Raw genomic sequence first — 17,477 nt, 5'->3', positions numbered from 1 at the left:
TATGATGCGCCGCTACTGACTCACCTGCGGATCATCACCATGCCCAATCTCACCTCCTCCAAGCCTGACAGGGGCTGGTCTTTCTGGTGGAAACCTGCGCTATTCCTGCTGGTCGCCTGCGTGGGCCTCTACTATGTGAAATGGTCGCCCTACTACCTCAAGGCCTTCGTTGCCGCCGACAGCCACAGCATTGGCGCCTCCATTCTCAACGATCAGCAAAGCGCGCCACTGGCCGCCGCGCTGGCCTATGCTCAGGTGTATTTCCTGGCGATCTGGAAGGCGGCCGTGCTGGCGGTGGTCCTTGGCTCACTGCTGCAAGTACTGATCCCCCGCGACTGGCTGCTGCGCCTGTTTGGCCGTGCTGGGTTGGGATCGACCTTGCGCGGCGGGCTGTTCGCCCTGCCTGGGATGATGTGCAGTTGTTGCGCAGCCCCCGTCGCCGCGGGCATGCGGCGCCAACAGGTGTCAGTGGGCGCGGCGCTGGCATTTTGGATCGCCAACCCGGTGCTCAACCCTGCCACCCTGGTGTTCATGGGCTTTGTGCTCGGCTGGGGCTTTACCGCGTTGCGCCTGGTAGCAGGCGTGGTGCTGGTGGTGGGCGTGTCCCTGGTGGCACAGCGCATTGCGCGGCCAGACCAGCTGCCGCAAGCCGCACTGGGCGCCGTGGCAGAGGTCAGCGCAGGCGAGTCGCAACCGTTCCTCAGCCGCTGGTTGCGTACCCTGTGGCAGCTGTTCTGGAACACCATTCCGATCTACATCCTGGCGGTGCTGATATTGGGCGCGGCACGGGTCTGGCTGTTCCCGCATGTGGATGGCGCCATGGCCAGCAGCCTGATATGGCTGGTGCCACTGGCGATTGTCGGCACGCTGTTCGTGATTCCAACGGCCGCGGAGATCCCTATCGTCCAGACCATGATGGCACTGGGCATGGGCACTGGACCCGCGGTGGCCCTGCTGATGACCCTGCCCAGCGTAAGCCTGCCGTCACTGCTGATGCTGCGCAAGGATTTCGATACGCGCGTGCTGGTGACGGTGGCTGGGTTGACCATGCTGGTGGGGGTGCTTTGCGGGCTGATCGGATCGGCTATCCTCTAGCCAGCAAACGCTCGCGCAGATACGCCACCACAGCCCCTTGCTCTCCTGCAAACTCGATCCGTGCGCCTTTGCTTTCACGCTGGAAGGCGTACATCGGGTCGTAATACTCGCGCAACAGCCCTTCGATCCACACCCGGTGCAAATCCACTGCGCCGGTGCGCGCCTGTTCCGCCAGCGCATCCTGCATAACCGCCTGAAGTCTCTGGAAACGTTCACCGCCCAAGCGTTTGTGGATGTTGGACAGGCTCTGGGTCAGGCGCTCGGCAAACACTGCATGGCCCTGCTCGCCAAATGCCTCGATGAACTCGGCACACAGGTCCACCACGTAGTCACGCAGGATACGCTCGACCCGCCCTTCAACGCTGTCCTCCAGCCACACCATGGGGAAGGCCTGCATGCCTTTGTGCAACGGCAACGATAATGCACAACTGCCAATCATGCGGCTTTCGTCCTCGACCACGAACTGTTCGATGCCGTTCGCGCGCTTTTTCAGCAGGTCTATCGCCAGGCGGTTTTCGAAGTCGATGTTGGACGGCTGCGCCGTGGCACGCTTGCCAAAGCTGGAACCGCGATGGTTGGCATGACCCTCCAGGTCCAGGGCATTGTTTAAATGGCCGAGCACTTCGGTCTTGCCGGTGCCGGTCATACCGCCCAGCAACACGAAGTCACACTGCGTGGCAGCTTGCTCGACAGTCTCCAGCAAAAAGGTGCGCATGGCTTTGTATCCGCCACCGACTCGCGGGTAATCGATGCCCGCCTCCGTCTTCAGCCATTGCTGAACGATCTGCGAACGCAAACCGCCGCGAAAGCAATACAGGTAACCCTGCTGATTCGCCTGGGCGAACCGCGCCCACTGTTCGATGCGCTCGGCCTTGACCCGCCCGGACACCAGCTCGTGCCCCAGCACGATTGCCGCCTGCTGGCCTTGCTGCTTGTAGCAGGTGCCGACCCTCTGACGCTCGTCATCGGTCATCAGTGGCAGGTTGATCACACCCGGAAAGGCGCCCTTCGCGAACTCGACCGGCGCACGGGTATCCATCATCGGCCGGTCATTGAGGAAAATATCGCGGTAATCGGTGATGTCCGGCGCCATCAAAACACCTCTACCGCGTGGGTCTGTCGCTCGACCAGCTCACCAATAGGCTCAAGGCTCAGGCCCAGTTCGGCCGCCACGGCCTGGAACTCGGCATCGCCTTCGGGGGTCACCGCGATCAACAGGCCGCCGCTGGTCTGCGGATCGCACAGCACACGCTTGTGCAACTCCTGCAGGCGCCCGAGCTTGCTTGAGTAACTGTCGAAGTTACGCAGGGTGCCACCTGGCATGCAGCCTTGGTCCAAGTAGTCCTCGATCCCCGGCAGGCGTGGAACGCTCGCGTATTCGATACGTGCCGACACACCGCTGCCATCAGCCATTTCCACCAGATGGCCCAAGAGGCCGAAGCCGGTGACGTCGGTCATGGCCGTGACACCCGCCAATTTACCGAAACGGCTGCCAGGCTTGTTCAAGGTACACATCCAGTCACGAGCCAGGCCGATGTCCACCTCACGCAACTTGCCCTTCTTCTCAGCGGTGGTGAGGATGCCGATGCCTATGGGCTTAGTGAGGTACAACCGGCAGCCAACCGTGGCGGTATCGTTGCGTTTCATGTGGCGCTTTTGCACGATGCCGGTCACGGCCAGCCCGAAGATCGGCTCCGGAGCGTCGATGGAGTGGCCGCCCGCCAGGGGAATACCGGCTTCGTCGCACACCGAACGGCCACCACGGATCACCTCTCGGGCTATCTCCGGCGCCAGTACGTTTACCGGCCAGCCGAGAATGGCGATCGCCATCAGCGGGTCACCGCCCATGGCATAGATATCGCTGATCGCGTTGGTGGCGGCAATCCGGCCGAAATCGAATGGGTCATCGACAATCGGCATGAAAAAGTCCGTGGTGGAGACCACGCCGCGTTCGTCGTCAATGGCGTACACCGCTGCGTCATCGCGTGAAGCATTGCCCACCCACAGGTTGGGGTCGAGGTTCTGTGCGCCACTGCCGGCGAGGATCACTTCCAATACCTGGGGCGATATTTTGCAGCCACATCCCGCGCCATGGCTGTATTGGGTAAGACGAATCGGCTCGTTCATGTAGGACCTCACGCTATCAAGTGCACGAATTCTAACAGACAGCAAAAGGCCGGCTGAGCACTTGTGTGCGCAGCCGGCCTTTTGGTTTCAGCCGTTATTGCCGGGCAGCGAGCAAACGCTTGTGGCGGTTGCGACGGGCAATGTTCAAGCATTCGATAGCCGCCGAGAACGCCATGGCCGCGTACACGTAGCCTTTAGGCACATGGGCGCCGAAGCCTTCGGCGATCAACGTCATGCCGATCATGATCAGGAAGCCCAGGGCCAGCATCACCACGGTCGGGTTGTCGTTGATGAACTTGGCCAACGGCTCGGCCGCCACCAGCATCACGATCACCGAGGTCACTACGGCGATGATCATGATCGGCAAGTGCTCGGTCATGCCCACGGCGGTGATGATGCTGTCGATGGAAAACACCAGGTCAAGCAACAGGATCTGCCCGATAGCCGCAGCAAAGCCGATGGCTACGGTATTGCCGACGCTGGCCTTCTCCTCGGGCTCCGGGTCCATGCTGTGATGGATCTCGGTGGTTGCCTTCCACACCAGGAACAGGCCACCGGCGATCAGGATCATGTCCTTCCACGAAAACGCCTGGCCAAACACTTCGAACACCGGCGTCGTCAGCTGCACGATGAACGCGATGGTGCTGAGCAGGCCCAGGCGCAGTACCAACGCCATGCTGATACCGATGCGCCGCGCCTTGGCCCGGTGCTTCTCCGGCAATTTGTTGGTAAGGATCGAAATGAAGATCAGGTTATCGATGCCCAGCACGATCTCCATGACGATCAGGGTAGCCAGGGCAATCCAGGCGGTGGGGCTGGCGGCCAGTTGTAAAAGGTAGTCCATAGGTCAGTCCTGACGTTGTACGGGAAATTAGGTGCGGGTAATTACGCTTCTTTGCTGTTCGATTCTGCTTCTTTCTCTTGCTGATCATCCTTCTTCTGCGGGGTGATCAGGCCATTTGTGGCTTCGCTCAATGCCTGCTCGGCGGCTTTGTGGGTGTCATCGATCGCTTGCTTGGCCGACTCGGTGGCTTTGCCCAGCACCTGCTGCGCGCTTTTCTCGACCTGATCGCAACCGCTGATCACTACCAATGAAAGCGCAAGTAACGACGCCGCGCCCAGGGAATTGAGTTTCATGATGTCTTCCTCGTTAGAACCATTGGGTCCAAATAGTGGCCCCGCGATAGCGAGGCATTCTATGCAGGCGAACAGTTCAGGAAAATTCGTATTTTTCTCGCGTATACTTCGGTTTTTACGAAGTGATGGGTGCCATGCTCAATTACCGACAACTGCACTACTTTTGGGTGGTGGCCAAGACCGGCAGCATCGTGCGCGCCTGTGAGCAGCTCAACCTCACGCCCCAGACTATCAGCGGGCAGATCAGCCTGCTGGAGGAGACCTATGGCATCGCCCTGTTTCAGCGCGTCGGGCGCCAGCTTGAACTGACCGAAGCCGGGCGCCAGGCCCTGCCCTACGCCGAACAAATGTTCCAGACCGGTAATGAATTGGAGGCCATGCTGCGCGCGCAGCCTGATGAGCAGCAGATCCTGTTCCGTGTCGGGGTGGCGGACGTGGTGCCCAAGTCCATCGTCTACCGGCTGATCGCGCCGACCATCGAGTTGAGTGAGCCCATCCGCATTACCTGCCGCGAAGACAAACTCGAACGCCTGCTCGCCGACCTGGCGATCCAGCGACTGGACTTGGTGATTTCCGACAGCCCGATGCCCACGCACCTGGACATCAAGGGCTACAGCCAGAAACTGGGCGAATGTGGCATCAGCTTTTTCGCCACCCAGGCCCTGGCTGACGCATACGGTGGTGATTTCCCGCACTGCCTGCACGGCGCGCCACTGTTGATTCCGGGGGCGGAAACCGTTGTGCGCAGTCGCCTGCAGCGCTGGTTTGCCGAGCAGCAGATTCAGCCGAAGATCATCGGCGAATTCGATGACAGCGCCTTGATGCAGGCGTTTGGTCAATCCGGTAGCGGGATCTTTATCGCCCCCAGCGTGATCGCCGATGAGGTGGTGCGCCAGTACGGCGTGGCGCTGATTGGCCAGACCGTGGCCGTGACTGAGTCGTTCTACGCGATTTCGGTGGAACGCAAGGTCAAGCACCCCGGCATCGTGGCGATTACCGAAGGTGCCCGGCGGGAGCTGTTCACCACCCTGCCCTGACTATTCAGGCGTTGGAGGCGACTGGTTGCTTGGCGGTCATCAGCCACAACGCCAGCAGGATCGACACCAGGATAAACCCGGAAGCCGCAAAGCCCAGGCTGCCCAGGCCGAGGGTATCGATCACATGGCCACCTACCATGGCGCCCAGGCCGATCCCCAGGTTGGCCCCGGCGATATTCAGCGACGCGGCAAACGCAGGCGCGTGGGGCGCGGCCTTCATCAAGCGCACATGGCTGACCAGAAACATCGCTGCCTGAGTCACGCCCCACACGGCCATCGCCGCCGCCAGGCCGACGGTGGAGTGAATCGCCGGCACCAGCGCGACCATGCCGGCGATCATGAAGCCGCAGAACACCATGGAGGCGATCAACGGGTGGCGATCCACCGCACGCCCGCCCAGCGAATTGCCAATCAACCCGACCGCGCCGAAGCCCATCAGGCACCAGCCCACCAGCGTGCCGTCGAAACCGGCGAGGCGCTCAAGGATGTCCGCCAGGTAGGTGTACGCCGTGAACATGCCACTGAACACCAGGATCGACAGCAAAATATGGCCCTGCATCAGCGGGTTGCGCAGGATCTTGAACTGCGCGCGCAACGTCACTTCATTGTTCTTCGGTTTTGTCACCGGCAAGTAGATAAACAGCAGCAAGGCCTTGGCCACCGCCACGACCGCGAGGATGGCAAACGCGGTACGCCAGCCGAACATATCGGAAATCAGCGTGCCCACCGGAATGCCGAACACCGTGGCGCAGACGATACCGAAGCCGATCTTTTCTATAGCGCGCCCGGCGTATTCGGGGCCGACGATGTCCACCGCCGTTTCACTGGCCAAGGCCCAGAACACCGGCAGGCCAAGGGCCGGGATCAACCGAGCCAACGCCATCACCCAAATGTTCGGTGCCAGTGCCGCCACAGTATTGGCCACGCCGAACATGATCAAGATGCTGATAAACAGCCGCTTGCGTGGGAAACGCGCGCAGTAGGCCGTGAGAAATGGGCCAAAAGCCGCCACGGTAAACGCGAACAATGTCACCAACAGCCCGGCCTGGGACACGCTGACGTGTAAATCACGGGCAATGGACGGCAGCAGGCCGACGATGACGAATTCTGTGGTCAGCACGGTAAAGCCGGCGGCCGACAGCAGCAGGATGGGAAACAACATGAAAACTCCAGAAACGACGACATCAACGACTGCCCTGGGGGCTCGCTGAAGGATAGGAAAAATGAGAGGACAGAATCTTAACAGGATTTTGCGAAAGCTTGGGTACGTGGCGACGCAATGCCGCACCGCCAGGGAGGTGCCCTTCCGCATGCTAGACTTCGCGATCCGCGTCCTACAGCCCTTTCCGCCTGTGCCGCTGTGCCTCCAAAAACTAGAGACAAGTGTTTATGACTGCTGCCCCTTCCCTCCTGCATCGACTAGCGCGCGTCAGCCTGGTCACACAAATCGTCATCGGTTTGATCGCCGGCATTCTGCTGGCCCTGCTGCTGCCCGAGGCGGCCAAGGCCACCGGTTTTATCGGCAAGGTCTTTGTCACGGCACTCAAGGCCGTGGCACCGATCCTGGTGTTTGTGCTGGTGATGGCGTCGATCGCCAACCATAAGCATGGCCAGGAAACCCACATCAAGCCGATTTTGTTCCTGTATCTGCTGGGCACCTTTGCTGCAGCCGTGGTCGCGGTGATTGCCAGCATGTGGTTCCCCTCCTCACTGGTGCTGGCGACCCATGACGCAACGGTCAGCGCGCCGGGCGGCATTGGCGAGGTGTTGCAAAGCCTGTTGCTGAGCGTGGTGGACAACCCCGTCAGCGCGCTGATGAATGCCAACTTCATTGGCATCCTGGCCTGGGCCATCGGCATGGGGATTGCCATCCGTCATGCTGGGGAAACCACCCGCACCGTGCTCGACGACCTGTCCAATGGCGTCACGTTGATCGTGCGCGTGGTGATCCGCTTCGCCCCCCTGGGCATCTTCGGCCTGGTGGCCTCGACCCTGGCCACCTCCGGCTTCGGCGCCCTGCTCGGCTACGCCCACCTGTTGGTGGTGCTGATCGGCTGCATGCTGTTCGTGGCGCTGGTGATCAACCCGGCCATCGTGTTCTGGAAACTGCGCCGCAATCCGTACCCACTGGTGCTGATGTGCCTGCGTGAAAGCGGGATCACCGCGTTTTTCACCCGCAGCTCGGCCGCGAACATTCCGGTCAACCTGGCGCTGAGCAAACGCCTGGGCCTGCATGAAGACACCTACTCGGTGTCGATCCCCCTCGGTGCCACCATCAACATGGCGGGTGCCGCGATTACCATCACAGTCCTGACCCTGGCCGCCGTGCACACGTTGGGTATCGCCGTCGACCTGCCGACTGCGGTGCTGCTCAGTGTGGTCGCCGCCATCTGTGCCTGTGGCGCCTCTGGCGTGGCGGGTGGTTCGCTGCTGCTCATTCCCCTGGCGTGCAGCCTGTTTGGCATCCCCAGCGACATTGCGATGCAGGTGGTGGCTGTCGGTTTCATCATCGGCGTGCTGCAGGACTCGGCCGAAACCGCGCTCAATTCGTCCACCGATGTGCTGTTCACCGCGGCCGCGTGCCTGGGCAAGGAACAGCAGCCGGCTTAACAGTCGCGCACAAAAAAACCGGGGCGGCTCGTGTATGAACCGCCCCGGTTTTTTATGCGCGCTTAGAAAGCGCCCATGTAGTCACGCTTGCCCACTTCCACGCCGTTGTGGCGCAGCAAAGCGTAAGCCGTGGTGACGTGGAAGAAGAACTGCGGCAGACCGTAGGTCAGCAGATAGGACTGGCCGCTGAAGCGCTTCTCTTTCGGCGTGCCAGGACGGGTGACGATCTCGATGCCTTCCTTGCCGTCGATTTGTGCAGGCTGGAGGGTGTCGATAAACGCCAGCACCTTGGCGATCAGCGCTTGCAGGTCAGCGAAGGTGACTTCGGTGTCTTCATATTTCGGCACTTCGATCTCGGCCAGGCGCGCGGAAACGCCCTTGGCGAAATCGACGGCGATCTGCACCTGGCGCACCAGTGGGAACATGTCCGGGAACAGGCGCGCTTGCAGCAAGGCGTTCGGCTCGATGTTCTTGGCGGTTGCGTGGGCTTCGGCCTTGGTCAACACGCCGCTCAGGGCGGTGAGCATTTGCTTGAAGACCGGGATGGAAGAGGCGTACAGGGAAATAGTCATGGCAGTCTCATGGGTAATGGCAGGTTTGAACCAGCGACGATTATAGGCATGCCGGGCGCTTGTCTTTTATTTTTTCGGGATTACGCTAAGGACCTTCAATGCATAGGGAAAGCGCGATGACCGCCGAGCACGACACCGACACCCCTGAGCCGCGCCTGAACAGCACGGAAATCCGCATCCTGGGCTGCCTGATCGAAAAACAGGCGACCAACCCGGAAACCTACCCCCTGACGCTCAATGCCCTGGTCCTGGCCTGCAACCAGAAAACCAGCCGCGAACCGGTGATGAACCTCAGCCAGGGCCAGGTCGGCCAGAGCCTGCGTGTGCTCGAGGGCCAGGGTTTCACCCGCCTGGTAATGGGCAGCCGTGCCGACCGCTGGGAGCATCGTGTGGACAAGGCGCTGGAACTGGTGCCGGCCCAGGTGATCCTGACCGGGCTACTGTTTTTACGCGGGCCGCAGACCGTCAATGAGTTGCTCACCCGCAGCGGGCGCATGCATGACTTCGAAGATGCCGAGCAGGTGGTGCACCAGCTCGAGCGCCTGATTGCCCGCGGGCTGGCACTGTTGGTGCCGCGTCAGGCGGGACAGCGGGAAGATCGCTACACCCACGCACTGGGAGATCCGGCAGAGATCGAGGCAATTATCGCGGCGCGAGGGAGCCCGGTGGAGCGTGGGGCTGTCAGTGGCGTGTCTGTAGAACGCATCGAAGAGCTGGAAGCACGGATTGCGGCGCTGGAAGAGCGGCTGGCACAGCTGGAACAGGCCTGACGCGATCCAAAAATGTGGGCGCGGGCTTGCCTGCTCCCACATTGGATGTTCCGTATTCTTCAGTGGCGTGCAAATGCCACGGCTTTTTCGAACTGCTCCTGCGTCGGTCGCACACCGGTATAGAGCACAAACTGCTCCAGCGCCTGGATCGCGATCACTTCCAGCCCGGTAATCACTCGCTTGCCCTTGGCCCGTCCGCGCACGATCAATGGCGTTTCGGCGGGGATCGCCACTACATCGAACACGGTCTCTGCAGCATCCACGGCTTCGGCGTCAAATGCCAGCGCATCCGCCTCGGCGCCGCCGGTCATGCCGATGGGCGTCACGTTGATCAGCATCTGCGGGCGCAAGTCGCCCAACTCGGCCTGCCACTGATAGCCCAGGTTTCGCGCCAACGCCCGGCCCGCCGTCTCGTTGCGCGCCACGATCACGCCATTGGCGTAACCGCCATCGCGCAAGGCACTGGCCACGGCCTTCGCCATGCCACCGCTGCCTCGTAGGGCAAAGGTCGATGCTTTCGGCACGGCATGCTTTTTCAGTAACTGCTCGATCGCGATGTAGTCGGTGTTGTAGGCCTTGAGGTGCCCGTCGGTGTTAACGATGGTGTTCAGGGAGTCGATGGCTTGAACCGAATCGTCGAGTTCATCCACCAAGGCAATAGCGGCCTCCTTGAACGGCATGGAAACCCCGCAACCCCGCACGCCCAGCGCCCGGATACCGCCGATCGCGCCGGGCAAATCCTGGCTACTGAAGGCTTTATAGTAGAAGTTCAGACCCAGCTGTTCGTACAGGTGGTTATGAAAACGCAAGCCGAAATTCCCGGGGCGCGCCGACAGTGACATGCACAGCCGGGTGTCCTTGTTGGGGTGCATCTGCATGGGTAACTCCTTTGAGTAAGCAAATCGGTACAGACCTTACACAACCTTTACCTAGCGGCTGTGCTGTTTTTCAGAAATACGTTGTCTTAAAAGTATCCCCGCGACATTACTTGAGTCTATTGATTGCAGACCACAAGCGCTGGGGCTAACCGAGGAATGACCATGATTCGTACAATCCCCAAGATCGCCTTGCTTGTTGGCGCACTCGCTATGGCAGGCCAAGCCTCCGCCCACGGTGGTGGTTGGGGTGGCCCGGCTGTATTGGGTGCTTTAGTCGGCGCAGCAGTCGTAGGCTCCGTCGTTGCCAGCCAACCACGCGAGGTCTACGTGCAGCAGCCGGTGTATGTGCAACCGCAGCCGGTCTATGCAGCGCCGCCACCGGTCTACTACGCACCGCCACCTCCGGTGTATGTGCAAGAACAGGTTTACTACCGCCCGGCGCCGGTCTATTACGGCCCACCCCGTGGCTACTATGGCCCTCCCCACGGCTATTATCGCCGCGGCTGGTAACCGGCAATCGTCACCTCAAAAACAGGCCTCGCCCGACAGCGGGGCCTTTTTTTGCGTGAAAAGTCCGGATTCAGGCTGCCAAGGTCGCTCTGAGGACAATGTTCGAGGCCAAATCGCACATCATCGACACCAATGTCTACTTGCTCGACCTGGCCTTACGCTGTCATGTTTGTGTCACGACACACTCCCACTATCGAGCCTGTCCACCCAATAACAACAAGGACGACTGACCATGCCCACGCAAAACCCGCACCGCACCGCTGGCCTCTGTACGTCCAGCAAGGTCTACAGTGCCCTCACGGAGCTCAAGCACCTGGAGGGACACCGCAGCGCCAAATTCCTTGCGTTGCTGGCAGAAAACCTGGTGCGCAAAGGCCTGCTCAGCGAGCAGGAAGTGGTGAACATGCTCGATCAGGTCGTGGACTGACGTCTCGCGTCGATGTCGACTATCGAGCCAGGTGATTTTTCCTTAGCCGTCCAGACCCGTAAGGTGACCTCCATAGCGATTGGAGGTCCTTATGCCCACTGTTCAGATCATGTCCGTCATTGGCAGCGCCGTCCCCGCCGCTCTTCGAGCGTCGGGATTACTCGCCTGCTGGTACCTGGTTCGCGATGGCGAAGCCATCAGCGGCCCTTTTAAAAGCAGCCGTGAAGCCGCTGCAAGCCTGAAGCCTGAAGCCTGAAGCCTGAAGCCTGAAGCTTGAAGCGTGAAGCGGCTTCTAAGGTAATGGCAACTTGACTCGCGGCTTGCTCTCCACGAACAACGCCCAACTCGACATGAACAACGCCGCCACCAGCGGCCCGATCACAAAGCCGTTCAGGCCAAACACTGACAGACCGCCCAGAGTCGAGATCAGGATCAGGTAGTCCGGCATTTTGGTGTCCTTGCCCACCAGAATCGGGCGCAGCACGTTGTCCACCAGGCCGATCACAAACACGCCGAACAGCGCCAGCACCACGCCCTGCCAGATCGAGCCGCTCAACAGGAAGTACGCGGCCACCGGCCCCCATACGATCCCCGCGCCCACCGCTGGCAGCAACGACAGAAACGCCATCAGCACCGCCCAGAGCAACGCACTGGGGATATCCAGGAACCAGAAGATCAACCCACCCAGCGCACCCTGGGTCACGGCCACCAGTACGTTGCCCTTGACCGTGGCACGCACCACCCGATTGAACTTGAGTTGCAACCGGCGCTTCTGCGGCTCGGCCAAGGGCACTGCCGTGCGCACCTTGCGCACCAGCTCCGGGCCGTCGCGCAGCAGGAAAAACAGCAAATACAGCATGATGAAAAAACTCACCAGGAAATCAAACGTGCCCTGCCCGAAGCTGAACGCCTGGGTCGCGAAGAACTGGCTGCCCTGCATCGCACTCTTGACGATGTTCTCCCGCAAGCCTTCCAGATTGCCCATGCCAAAGCGGTCCAGCAGGTGCTGGAAGTAGGGCGGCAGCACGTTCTTGAACTGCTCGATATAACCGGCCACATCCAGCTTGCCGCTCTCGATGTTCTTGTAGAGCGTCGCACCCTCTTGCACCAGCAAGGCGCTGGTGATGATCACCGGCAAGATCGCGATGATCAGGCAAGCCGACAAGGTCGCCAGGGAAGTGAAATTGCGGTTCCAGCCAAAGCGTTGCTGCAGGCGACGCTGCATCGGGGCAAAGATGATGCCGAGGATGACCGCCCAGAACACTGCGCCGTAGAACGGCAGCAGTATCCAAATGAAAGCGACGGTTACCAGGCCCAGCAGTAACAGCAGGGTTTTGAATTGCAGGTTGGTTTGATTCATGTCCGGTCCATGTCAGAAAAGCATCGGGCCCTTGTAGGCCCTGTTGCTTAGTCCGCAGCGAAACCTGGGAGTGCCCTCGTTTATCGAACAAGCATAGACCGCTTCACTTGGGGGCTTTGGCCTCATCCAGCAAGGTCTGGATCATTTGCTCCTGAGCCTCATAACGACCTTCGCCAAAATGCGTGTAACGCACTTGCCCGCTGGCGTCGATCAGGTAATGGGCAGGCCAGTACTGGTTGTCGAAGCTGCGCCAGATCGCGTAGTTGTTGTCGATGGCCACAGGGTAGGTGATGCCCAGCTTGCGCACCTGGTCCTTGACGTTGCCAATGATGCGCTCGTAGCCGTATTCCGGGGTATGCACGCCGATCACTACCAGCCCGTCCTTTTCGTACTTTTTCGCCCACGCTTTGACGTATGGCAGGGTGTGCTGGCAATTGATGCAGTCGTAGGTCCAGAAGTCGACCAAGACCACTTTGCCTTTCAAGGATTCGCGGGTGAGTTCGGGTGAATTGAGCCACTCGACTGCACCCGCCAGTGGCGGCATGGCACCCTGCGTGTTGGCCCGTTCGGGATCGGCCTTGACCTTGCTTACCACGTAGTCCACCACTTTGGGGACCGTTTCGAGCACGCCTTTCTCCAGGCTACTGAGGCCTTCGGACGACGTACCGGCCAGCAGGGTTTTGTCGGCGCCGCTGGAAATCAACACCGCCGCCGCCAACACCGCCACCCCTGCCCCACGGCGCAGCCAACCGGTGACCGGGATTGACGCCTTGAGTCGATTGACCAGGCCGCGCCCGGCAAACATCAAGGTGCCCAGGGACAATGCACTGCCCAGCCCATAGGCCACCAGCAACAGGCTGGTGTGCGCATTGGCACCTTGCAACATCGCGCCGGTGAGGATCACTCCCAGGATCGGCCCGGCGCACGGGGCCCACAACAGGCCGGTGGCGACGCCGATCAACAGCGCCCTGAGTGGCCCGGACAGCGTGCGGCGGTCCGGATCGATGCGGTTGCCCAGCACCACGAACGGACGGGCCAGCCAGCCGCCGACCCGCGCAGAGATCAACGACAGCGCAAACAGCACCATCACGATCAGTGCCACGTGGCGGCCGGTGTTACTGGCCTGGACCACCCACTCACTGCTGACCACCGCCAGGCTGGACACCAGCGCGAAGGTCAGGGCCAGGCCGCCAAGAGCCAGCAGGATCGAGCGGCGGGTTCGGTCAGCGGCGGCGAACAGAAACGGCACCACCGGCAGGATACAAGGGCTGAGGACGGTCAGGATGCCGCCCAGGAATGCGATCAATAACATGCTGTTCACCTTATGGCCGCGAAGACTCAGTTATCGCCAATGCAACCGTCGCCAAACTTGAGGTAGTCCAGCACCTGGGGCGTATCGTGGGAGTCCAGGTAGGTCATCCGCGCATTGACCACGCCGCAGGCAGGCACGGAATCCTGGCTCATCGACACGACACGCTTGATATCCAGGTGAGTGCCGTAGTCGTAGGCGTGCGCTGTGACGCTGGCTTCGGCGCGGGCCGACAGCGTGCAGATGTTCAGCGCGGCAAACAGGCAGGCGGCGTAGACGGCTTTCGTGTTCATGGTGTTTAGCTCCAGGCTTCAAGGTTGGAGGCGATGTGCCTCGTTGCCATCCATTAGAAGCCCCCGGGGTATCGCGCCTGTGTCGAAAACCCGCGCGTGTAAATCCACACGTATCCAGGCTGCCTGCCGATACACAGCGATACAAAAAGCCCAAAGAACGACGTGGATCAATAAACCGCCATTGCAGCTCGGCTAACGTCGTGACCTTTTGCGATCCCTACCCATGCCTTCCCTGCTCGCTCCCGAACTGCTCGCCCCCGCTGGCACCCTGAAAAACATGCGCTACGCCTTCGCCTACGGTGCCGATGCGGTCTACGCCGGCCAGCCGCGCTATAGCCTGCGGGTGCGTAACAACGCGTTCGACCACGCCAACCTGGCCTTGGGCATTCAGGAAGCCCATGTGCTGGGCAAGCGTTTCTACGTGGTCGTCAACATCGCCCCGCACAACGCCAAGTTGAAGACCTTCCTCAAGGACCTGGCCCCGGTGATCGCCATGGGCCCGGACGCGCTGATCATGTCCGATCCCGGGCTGATCATGCTGGTGCGCCGGCACTTCCCGCAGATGCCGATTCACTTGTCGGTGCAGGCCAACACGGTGAACTGGGCCAGCGTCGAGTTCTGGCAACAGCAAGGGATCTGCCGGGTCATCCTGTCACGGGAATTGTCCCTGGAAGAAATCGGTGAGATTCGCCAGCAAGTGCCGACCATGGAACTGGAAGTGTTTGTGCACGGTGCCTTGTGCATGGCCTATTCCGGACGGTGCCTGCTCTCGGGCTATATGAACAAGCGCGATGCCAACCAGGGCTCCTGCACCAATGCCTGCCGCTGGAAATACCAGGCGACCCCGGCGATGGAAGACGCCACGGGCGACATCGTCCAGCTGTTTCAGCCGGAACCTGCCCTGGGAATCGGCGCACCGACCGACCAGGTGTTCCTGTTGCAGGAAGCCAACCGTCCCGATGAGCAGATGCCCGCCTTCGAGGACGAGCACGGCACCTACATCATGAACGCCAAGGACCTGCGCGCCGTGCAGCATGTGGAGCGCCTGACTCACATGGGCGTGCATTCGCTGAAGATCGAAGGCCGCACCAAATCGCACTTCTATTGCGCGCGCACTGCCCAGGTGTATCGCCAGGCCATCGACGATGCGGTGGCCGGCCGCGCCTTCGACCGCAACCTGATGACCGACCTCGAGTCCCTGGCCCAGCGTGGCTATACCGAAGGTTTCCTGCGCCGGCACGTGCACGATGAATATCAGAACTACCAGAACGGCAGTTCGGTGTCGGAACGCCAGCAATTCGTCGGCGAGCTGACCGGAGAACGTCGCGGCGAACTGGCCGAGGTCAAGGTGAAGAACCGTTTTGCCGTGGGCAATCATCTGGAGTTGATGACGCCCGCTGGCAACTTCCACTTTGACCTGGCCTCGCTGCACAACGCCAAGGGCGAGGCCGTCGACGTCGCGCCAGGGGACGGGCACACGGTGTATGTGCCGCTCCCGGCCGAGCTGGACTTGCGCTTCGGCTTGCTGATGCGCGACCTCTAGCGCTGTCGCGTTCAACCAGACGCCGAAGCTTACGTTGATCAGATCCGGAACTGGCCGACCAACTGCCCCAGGCGCTGACCCAGATCCGCCAGGCTACGGGAGGTCTGGGCGCCCAATTGGGTTTCGTCGGCAACGCTGTCCACCGCCACGGCAATCTGATGCACGCTGCGGTTGATCTCTTCGGCCACGGCCGTCTGCTCTTCGGCAGCGCTGGCGATCTGGGCGTTCATCGAATTGATGGTGCCGATCAGTTGGGCCATGGTGTCGAGGGACGCACCGGCCTCATTGGCCTGGGCCGAGGTGCCGTCACCGGCATCGCTGGAGCGGCGCATGGCATCCACGGCGGCTTCGGTGCCTTTTTGCAGGCGATCGATCATGCCCTGGATTTCCTGGGTGCTGGTCTGCGTGCGACTGGCCAGGGCACGCACTTCATCGGCCACTACCGCGAAACCACGCCCGGCCTCCCCTGCCCGTGCAGCCTCGATCGCGGCGTTGAGCGCCAGCAGGTTGGTCTGCTCGGCGATGGAGCGGATCACGCTGAGCACACTAACGATGGAAGACACGTCCTGCTGCAAGCTGTCGAGGGACACGCCGCTGCTGCGGATGTCGTTCACCAGCGCATGGATCTGCGCGATGCTGCCGTCCACCACGCGCTTGGCGGCCTGGCCTTCGGCGTCGGTTTGCTGGGCCGCCACTGAGGCACCCTGGGCACTGCGCGCCACTTCCTGGGCGGCCGACGACATCTGGTTGATCGCGGTGGCGACCTGGTCGGTCTCGTGGCGCTGGCGCTCCATGGCCTGTTCGGAGCGCTGGGCCTGGTCGGAGACCTGGCTGACCAGGCCAGTGAGTTGGGTGGTCATCTCGGTGATCTGGCGTACCAACCCATGGATCTTGTCGACAAAACGGTTGAACGCGCCTGCGAGGTCGCCCAGCTCATCCTGGCTGGTGATGGCCAGGCGGCGGGTCAAGTCACCTTCGCCGGCAGCGATGTCGTCGAGGTTGGCTTTCATCAGGTGCAGCGGACGCAGCATGGTATTGGCCAGGACGATCCCCACGGCGGCAATCACCAACAGCACCACTACGGCCACGCCGAGAATGCTCAGCAGCACGCCTTCCATGCGTTTTTGCACCTTGGCCTCGACCACCGCCACCTGGGCTTCGATGCCATCCAGGTTCACCGAGGTACCGATGACCATGTCCCACTTCGGCAGGTATTCGGTGTAGCCCATCTTGGGCACCAGCTCGGTCTGGCCCGGCTGGGTCGAACTGTATTGGAGGTAGTGGGTGCCGTCCTTGCCGACCTTGACCAGGTCACGGTTGACGTACACGCCGTTGGGGTCGCGGTTGTCCTTGAAGCTCTTGCCCACACCGTCGGGGCTGTTGCCCTTGAACAGGCGGATGGTCTCGGAGTCGTAGCCGAAGAAGTAGCCGTCCTTGCCGTAGCCGGTGTTGGAGAGCAGCTTGACGACCTGGGCGCGCGCAGCGGTATCACCGGGGGCTGCCGCATCGTAGAGTGGCTTGATGGTGGTCATGGCCACCTCGACATAACTTTGCAGGGTGGCCTTGGCGTCATTGAGCAGGCGCTGGCGGGTTTCGTCGACTTCGTTGCGCGCCTGGCCCTGCAGGATCCAGACGGTGGTCAGGCTGATGACCACGGCAAACAGCAGCACCGGCACTACGGCGAGGGACAGGACTTTGGCCTTGAGGCTCAGACGCATGGCTTTTCTCTCTCTTATTAGTGGCGACTTGAGAGGTTATCGGCCATTTGCCCGGGATCTGTAGGCGCCGGGGACGTCAACGCCTACAGCT

General features: G+C 61.3%; 19 protein-coding genes and 1 pseudogene. 8 read left to right on the top strand and 12 right to left on the bottom strand.

Annotation, left to right across the window (positions count from 1 at the left end; all coding sequences use genetic code 11):
• The first annotated feature begins 39 nt into the window (after nucleotides 1–39).
• Nucleotides 40–1,095, top strand: a complete 1,056-nt coding sequence (locus CQ002_RS14830) for a permease (RefSeq protein ID WP_034103667.1) — start codon at nucleotides 40–42, stop codon at nucleotides 1,093–1,095.
• Here the strand turns inward: CQ002_RS14830 and mnmH are convergent.
• From mnmH to CQ002_RS14810, 4 genes are all read right to left on the bottom strand, one after another.
• Entirely contained in the window at nucleotides 1,085–2,188 is a 1,104-nt protein-coding gene (mnmH, locus tag CQ002_RS14825) for a tRNA 2-selenouridine(34) synthase MnmH (RefSeq protein ID WP_105161958.1), read from the bottom strand. The two genes, CQ002_RS14830 and mnmH, sit on opposite strands and share 11 nt — an antisense overlap.
• Complete coding sequence (gene selD / locus CQ002_RS14820; protein WP_105161957.1) at nucleotides 2,188–3,222, bottom strand: selenide, water dikinase SelD; 1,035 nt, start codon at nucleotides 3,220–3,222, stop codon at nucleotides 2,188–2,190. Before selD ends, mnmH begins: the two co-directional genes overlap by 1 nt.
• A gap of 94 nt (nucleotides 3,223–3,316) precedes the next feature.
• Nucleotides 3,317–4,066, bottom strand: a complete 750-nt coding sequence (locus CQ002_RS14815; RefSeq protein WP_034103661.1) for a TerC family protein — start codon at nucleotides 4,064–4,066, stop codon at nucleotides 3,317–3,319.
• A gap of 41 nt (nucleotides 4,067–4,107) precedes the next feature.
• Nucleotides 4,108–4,359 (bottom strand): hypothetical protein, encoded by a 252-nt coding sequence (locus CQ002_RS14810; protein WP_034103659.1) that lies wholly within the window; start codon nucleotides 4,357–4,359, stop codon nucleotides 4,108–4,110.
• A gap of 134 nt (nucleotides 4,360–4,493) precedes the next feature.
• On the opposite strand from CQ002_RS14810, the gene nhaR reads away from it, so the two are divergent.
• On the top strand, nucleotides 4,494–5,396 hold the full coding sequence (gene nhaR, locus CQ002_RS14805) for a transcriptional activator NhaR (RefSeq protein WP_105161956.1): 903 nt from the start codon (nucleotides 4,494–4,496) through the stop codon (nucleotides 5,394–5,396).
• 4 nt (nucleotides 5,397–5,400) lie between these two features.
• On the opposite strand, the gene CQ002_RS14800 is transcribed toward nhaR, so the two are convergent.
• Nucleotides 5,401–6,558 (bottom strand): MFS transporter, encoded by a 1,158-nt coding sequence (locus CQ002_RS14800; RefSeq protein WP_034103655.1) that lies wholly within the window; start codon nucleotides 6,556–6,558, stop codon nucleotides 5,401–5,403.
• A gap of 227 nt (nucleotides 6,559–6,785) precedes the next feature.
• On the opposite strand from CQ002_RS14800, the gene sstT reads away from it, so the two are divergent.
• Complete coding sequence (gene sstT, locus CQ002_RS14795; RefSeq protein WP_034103653.1) at nucleotides 6,786–8,006, top strand: serine/threonine transporter SstT; 1,221 nt, start codon at nucleotides 6,786–6,788, stop codon at nucleotides 8,004–8,006.
• Nucleotides 8,007–8,068: 62 nt separating this feature from the next.
• Here the strand turns inward: sstT and CQ002_RS14790 are convergent, their stop codons facing one another.
• Nucleotides 8,069–8,578 (bottom strand): DUF1993 family protein, encoded by a 510-nt coding sequence (locus CQ002_RS14790; RefSeq protein WP_105161955.1) that lies wholly within the window; start codon nucleotides 8,576–8,578, stop codon nucleotides 8,069–8,071.
• A 116-nt stretch (nucleotides 8,579–8,694) separates the two neighbouring features.
• Here CQ002_RS14790 and CQ002_RS14785 point away from each other — a divergent pair, with 116 nt between their 5' ends.
• Complete coding sequence (locus tag CQ002_RS14785; RefSeq protein WP_034103649.1) at nucleotides 8,695–9,348, top strand: YceH family protein; 654 nt, start codon at nucleotides 8,695–8,697, stop codon at nucleotides 9,346–9,348.
• Between the two features lie 59 nt (nucleotides 9,349–9,407).
• Here CQ002_RS14785 and CQ002_RS14780 read toward each other — a convergent pair whose 3' ends face one another.
• Nucleotides 9,408–10,226: a shikimate 5-dehydrogenase gene (locus CQ002_RS14780; protein ID WP_069022931.1), complete on the bottom strand. Its 819-nt coding sequence runs from the start codon at nucleotides 10,224–10,226 to the stop codon at nucleotides 9,408–9,410.
• A gap of 156 nt (nucleotides 10,227–10,382) precedes the next feature.
• On the opposite strand from CQ002_RS14780, the gene CQ002_RS14775 reads away from it, so the two are divergent.
• The 3 genes from CQ002_RS14775 to CQ002_RS28325 all read left to right on the top strand — a co-directional run bounded on the left by CQ002_RS14775 (nucleotide 10,383) and on the right by CQ002_RS28325 (nucleotide 11,419).
• Nucleotides 10,383–10,736 carry a hypothetical protein gene (locus tag CQ002_RS14775; protein ID WP_034103645.1) on the top strand — a complete coding sequence of 118 codons (354 nt, stop codon included), beginning with the start codon at nucleotides 10,383–10,385 and terminating at the stop codon, nucleotides 10,734–10,736.
• 232 nt (nucleotides 10,737–10,968) lie between these two features.
• Complete coding sequence (locus CQ002_RS14770) at nucleotides 10,969–11,163, top strand: hypothetical protein (protein ID WP_010211349.1); 195 nt, start codon at nucleotides 10,969–10,971, stop codon at nucleotides 11,161–11,163.
• 91 nt (nucleotides 11,164–11,254) lie between these two features.
• Nucleotides 11,255–11,419 carry a hypothetical protein gene (locus tag CQ002_RS28325; RefSeq protein WP_034103643.1) on the top strand — a complete coding sequence of 55 codons (165 nt, stop codon included), beginning with the start codon at nucleotides 11,255–11,257 and terminating at the stop codon, nucleotides 11,417–11,419.
• 36 nt (nucleotides 11,420–11,455) lie between these two features.
• Here CQ002_RS28325 and CQ002_RS14765 read toward each other — a convergent pair whose 3' ends face one another.
• From CQ002_RS14765 to CQ002_RS14755, 3 genes are all read right to left on the bottom strand, one after another.
• Nucleotides 11,456–12,523: an AI-2E family transporter gene (locus CQ002_RS14765; RefSeq protein ID WP_034103641.1), complete on the bottom strand. Its 1,068-nt coding sequence runs from the start codon at nucleotides 12,521–12,523 to the stop codon at nucleotides 11,456–11,458.
• Nucleotides 12,524–12,626: 103 nt separating this feature from the next.
• Nucleotides 12,627–13,835 carry a cytochrome c biogenesis protein DipZ gene (locus CQ002_RS14760; RefSeq protein ID WP_105161954.1) on the bottom strand — a complete coding sequence of 403 codons (1,209 nt, stop codon included), beginning with the start codon at nucleotides 13,833–13,835 and terminating at the stop codon, nucleotides 12,627–12,629.
• 26 nt (nucleotides 13,836–13,861) lie between these two features.
• Nucleotides 13,862–14,125, bottom strand: a complete 264-nt coding sequence (locus CQ002_RS14755; RefSeq protein ID WP_034103637.1) for a DUF2790 domain-containing protein — start codon at nucleotides 14,123–14,125, stop codon at nucleotides 13,862–13,864.
• Nucleotides 14,126–14,348: 223 nt separating this feature from the next.
• Between CQ002_RS14755 and yegQ the strand changes: the two genes are divergently transcribed.
• Complete coding sequence (gene yegQ / locus CQ002_RS14750; protein ID WP_105161953.1) at nucleotides 14,349–15,668, top strand: tRNA 5-hydroxyuridine modification protein YegQ; 1,320 nt, start codon at nucleotides 14,349–14,351, stop codon at nucleotides 15,666–15,668.
• Nucleotides 15,669–15,706: 38 nt separating this feature from the next.
• On the opposite strand, the gene CQ002_RS28885 is transcribed toward yegQ, so the two are convergent.
• Together CQ002_RS28885 and CQ002_RS28880 are read right to left on the bottom strand one after the other, a co-directional pair.
• Nucleotides 15,707–16,462, bottom strand: a complete 756-nt coding sequence (locus tag CQ002_RS28885; RefSeq protein WP_371919457.1) for a methyl-accepting chemotaxis protein — start codon at nucleotides 16,460–16,462, stop codon at nucleotides 15,707–15,709.
• Between the two features lie 102 nt (nucleotides 16,463–16,564).
• A pseudogene (locus CQ002_RS28880) lies at nucleotides 16,565–17,386 on the bottom strand (cache domain-containing protein); the annotation flags it as partial.
• Between the last annotated feature and the right edge of the window lie 91 nt (nucleotides 17,387–17,477).

Origin of the sequence: Pseudomonas sp. MYb13 (assembly GCF_002980075.1) — a bacterium.
In the GTDB taxonomy this organism is placed as follows: Bacteria; Pseudomonadota; Gammaproteobacteria; order Pseudomonadales; family Pseudomonadaceae; genus Aquipseudomonas; species Aquipseudomonas lurida.
This window is presented reverse-complemented; position numbering and strand designations above follow the sequence as displayed.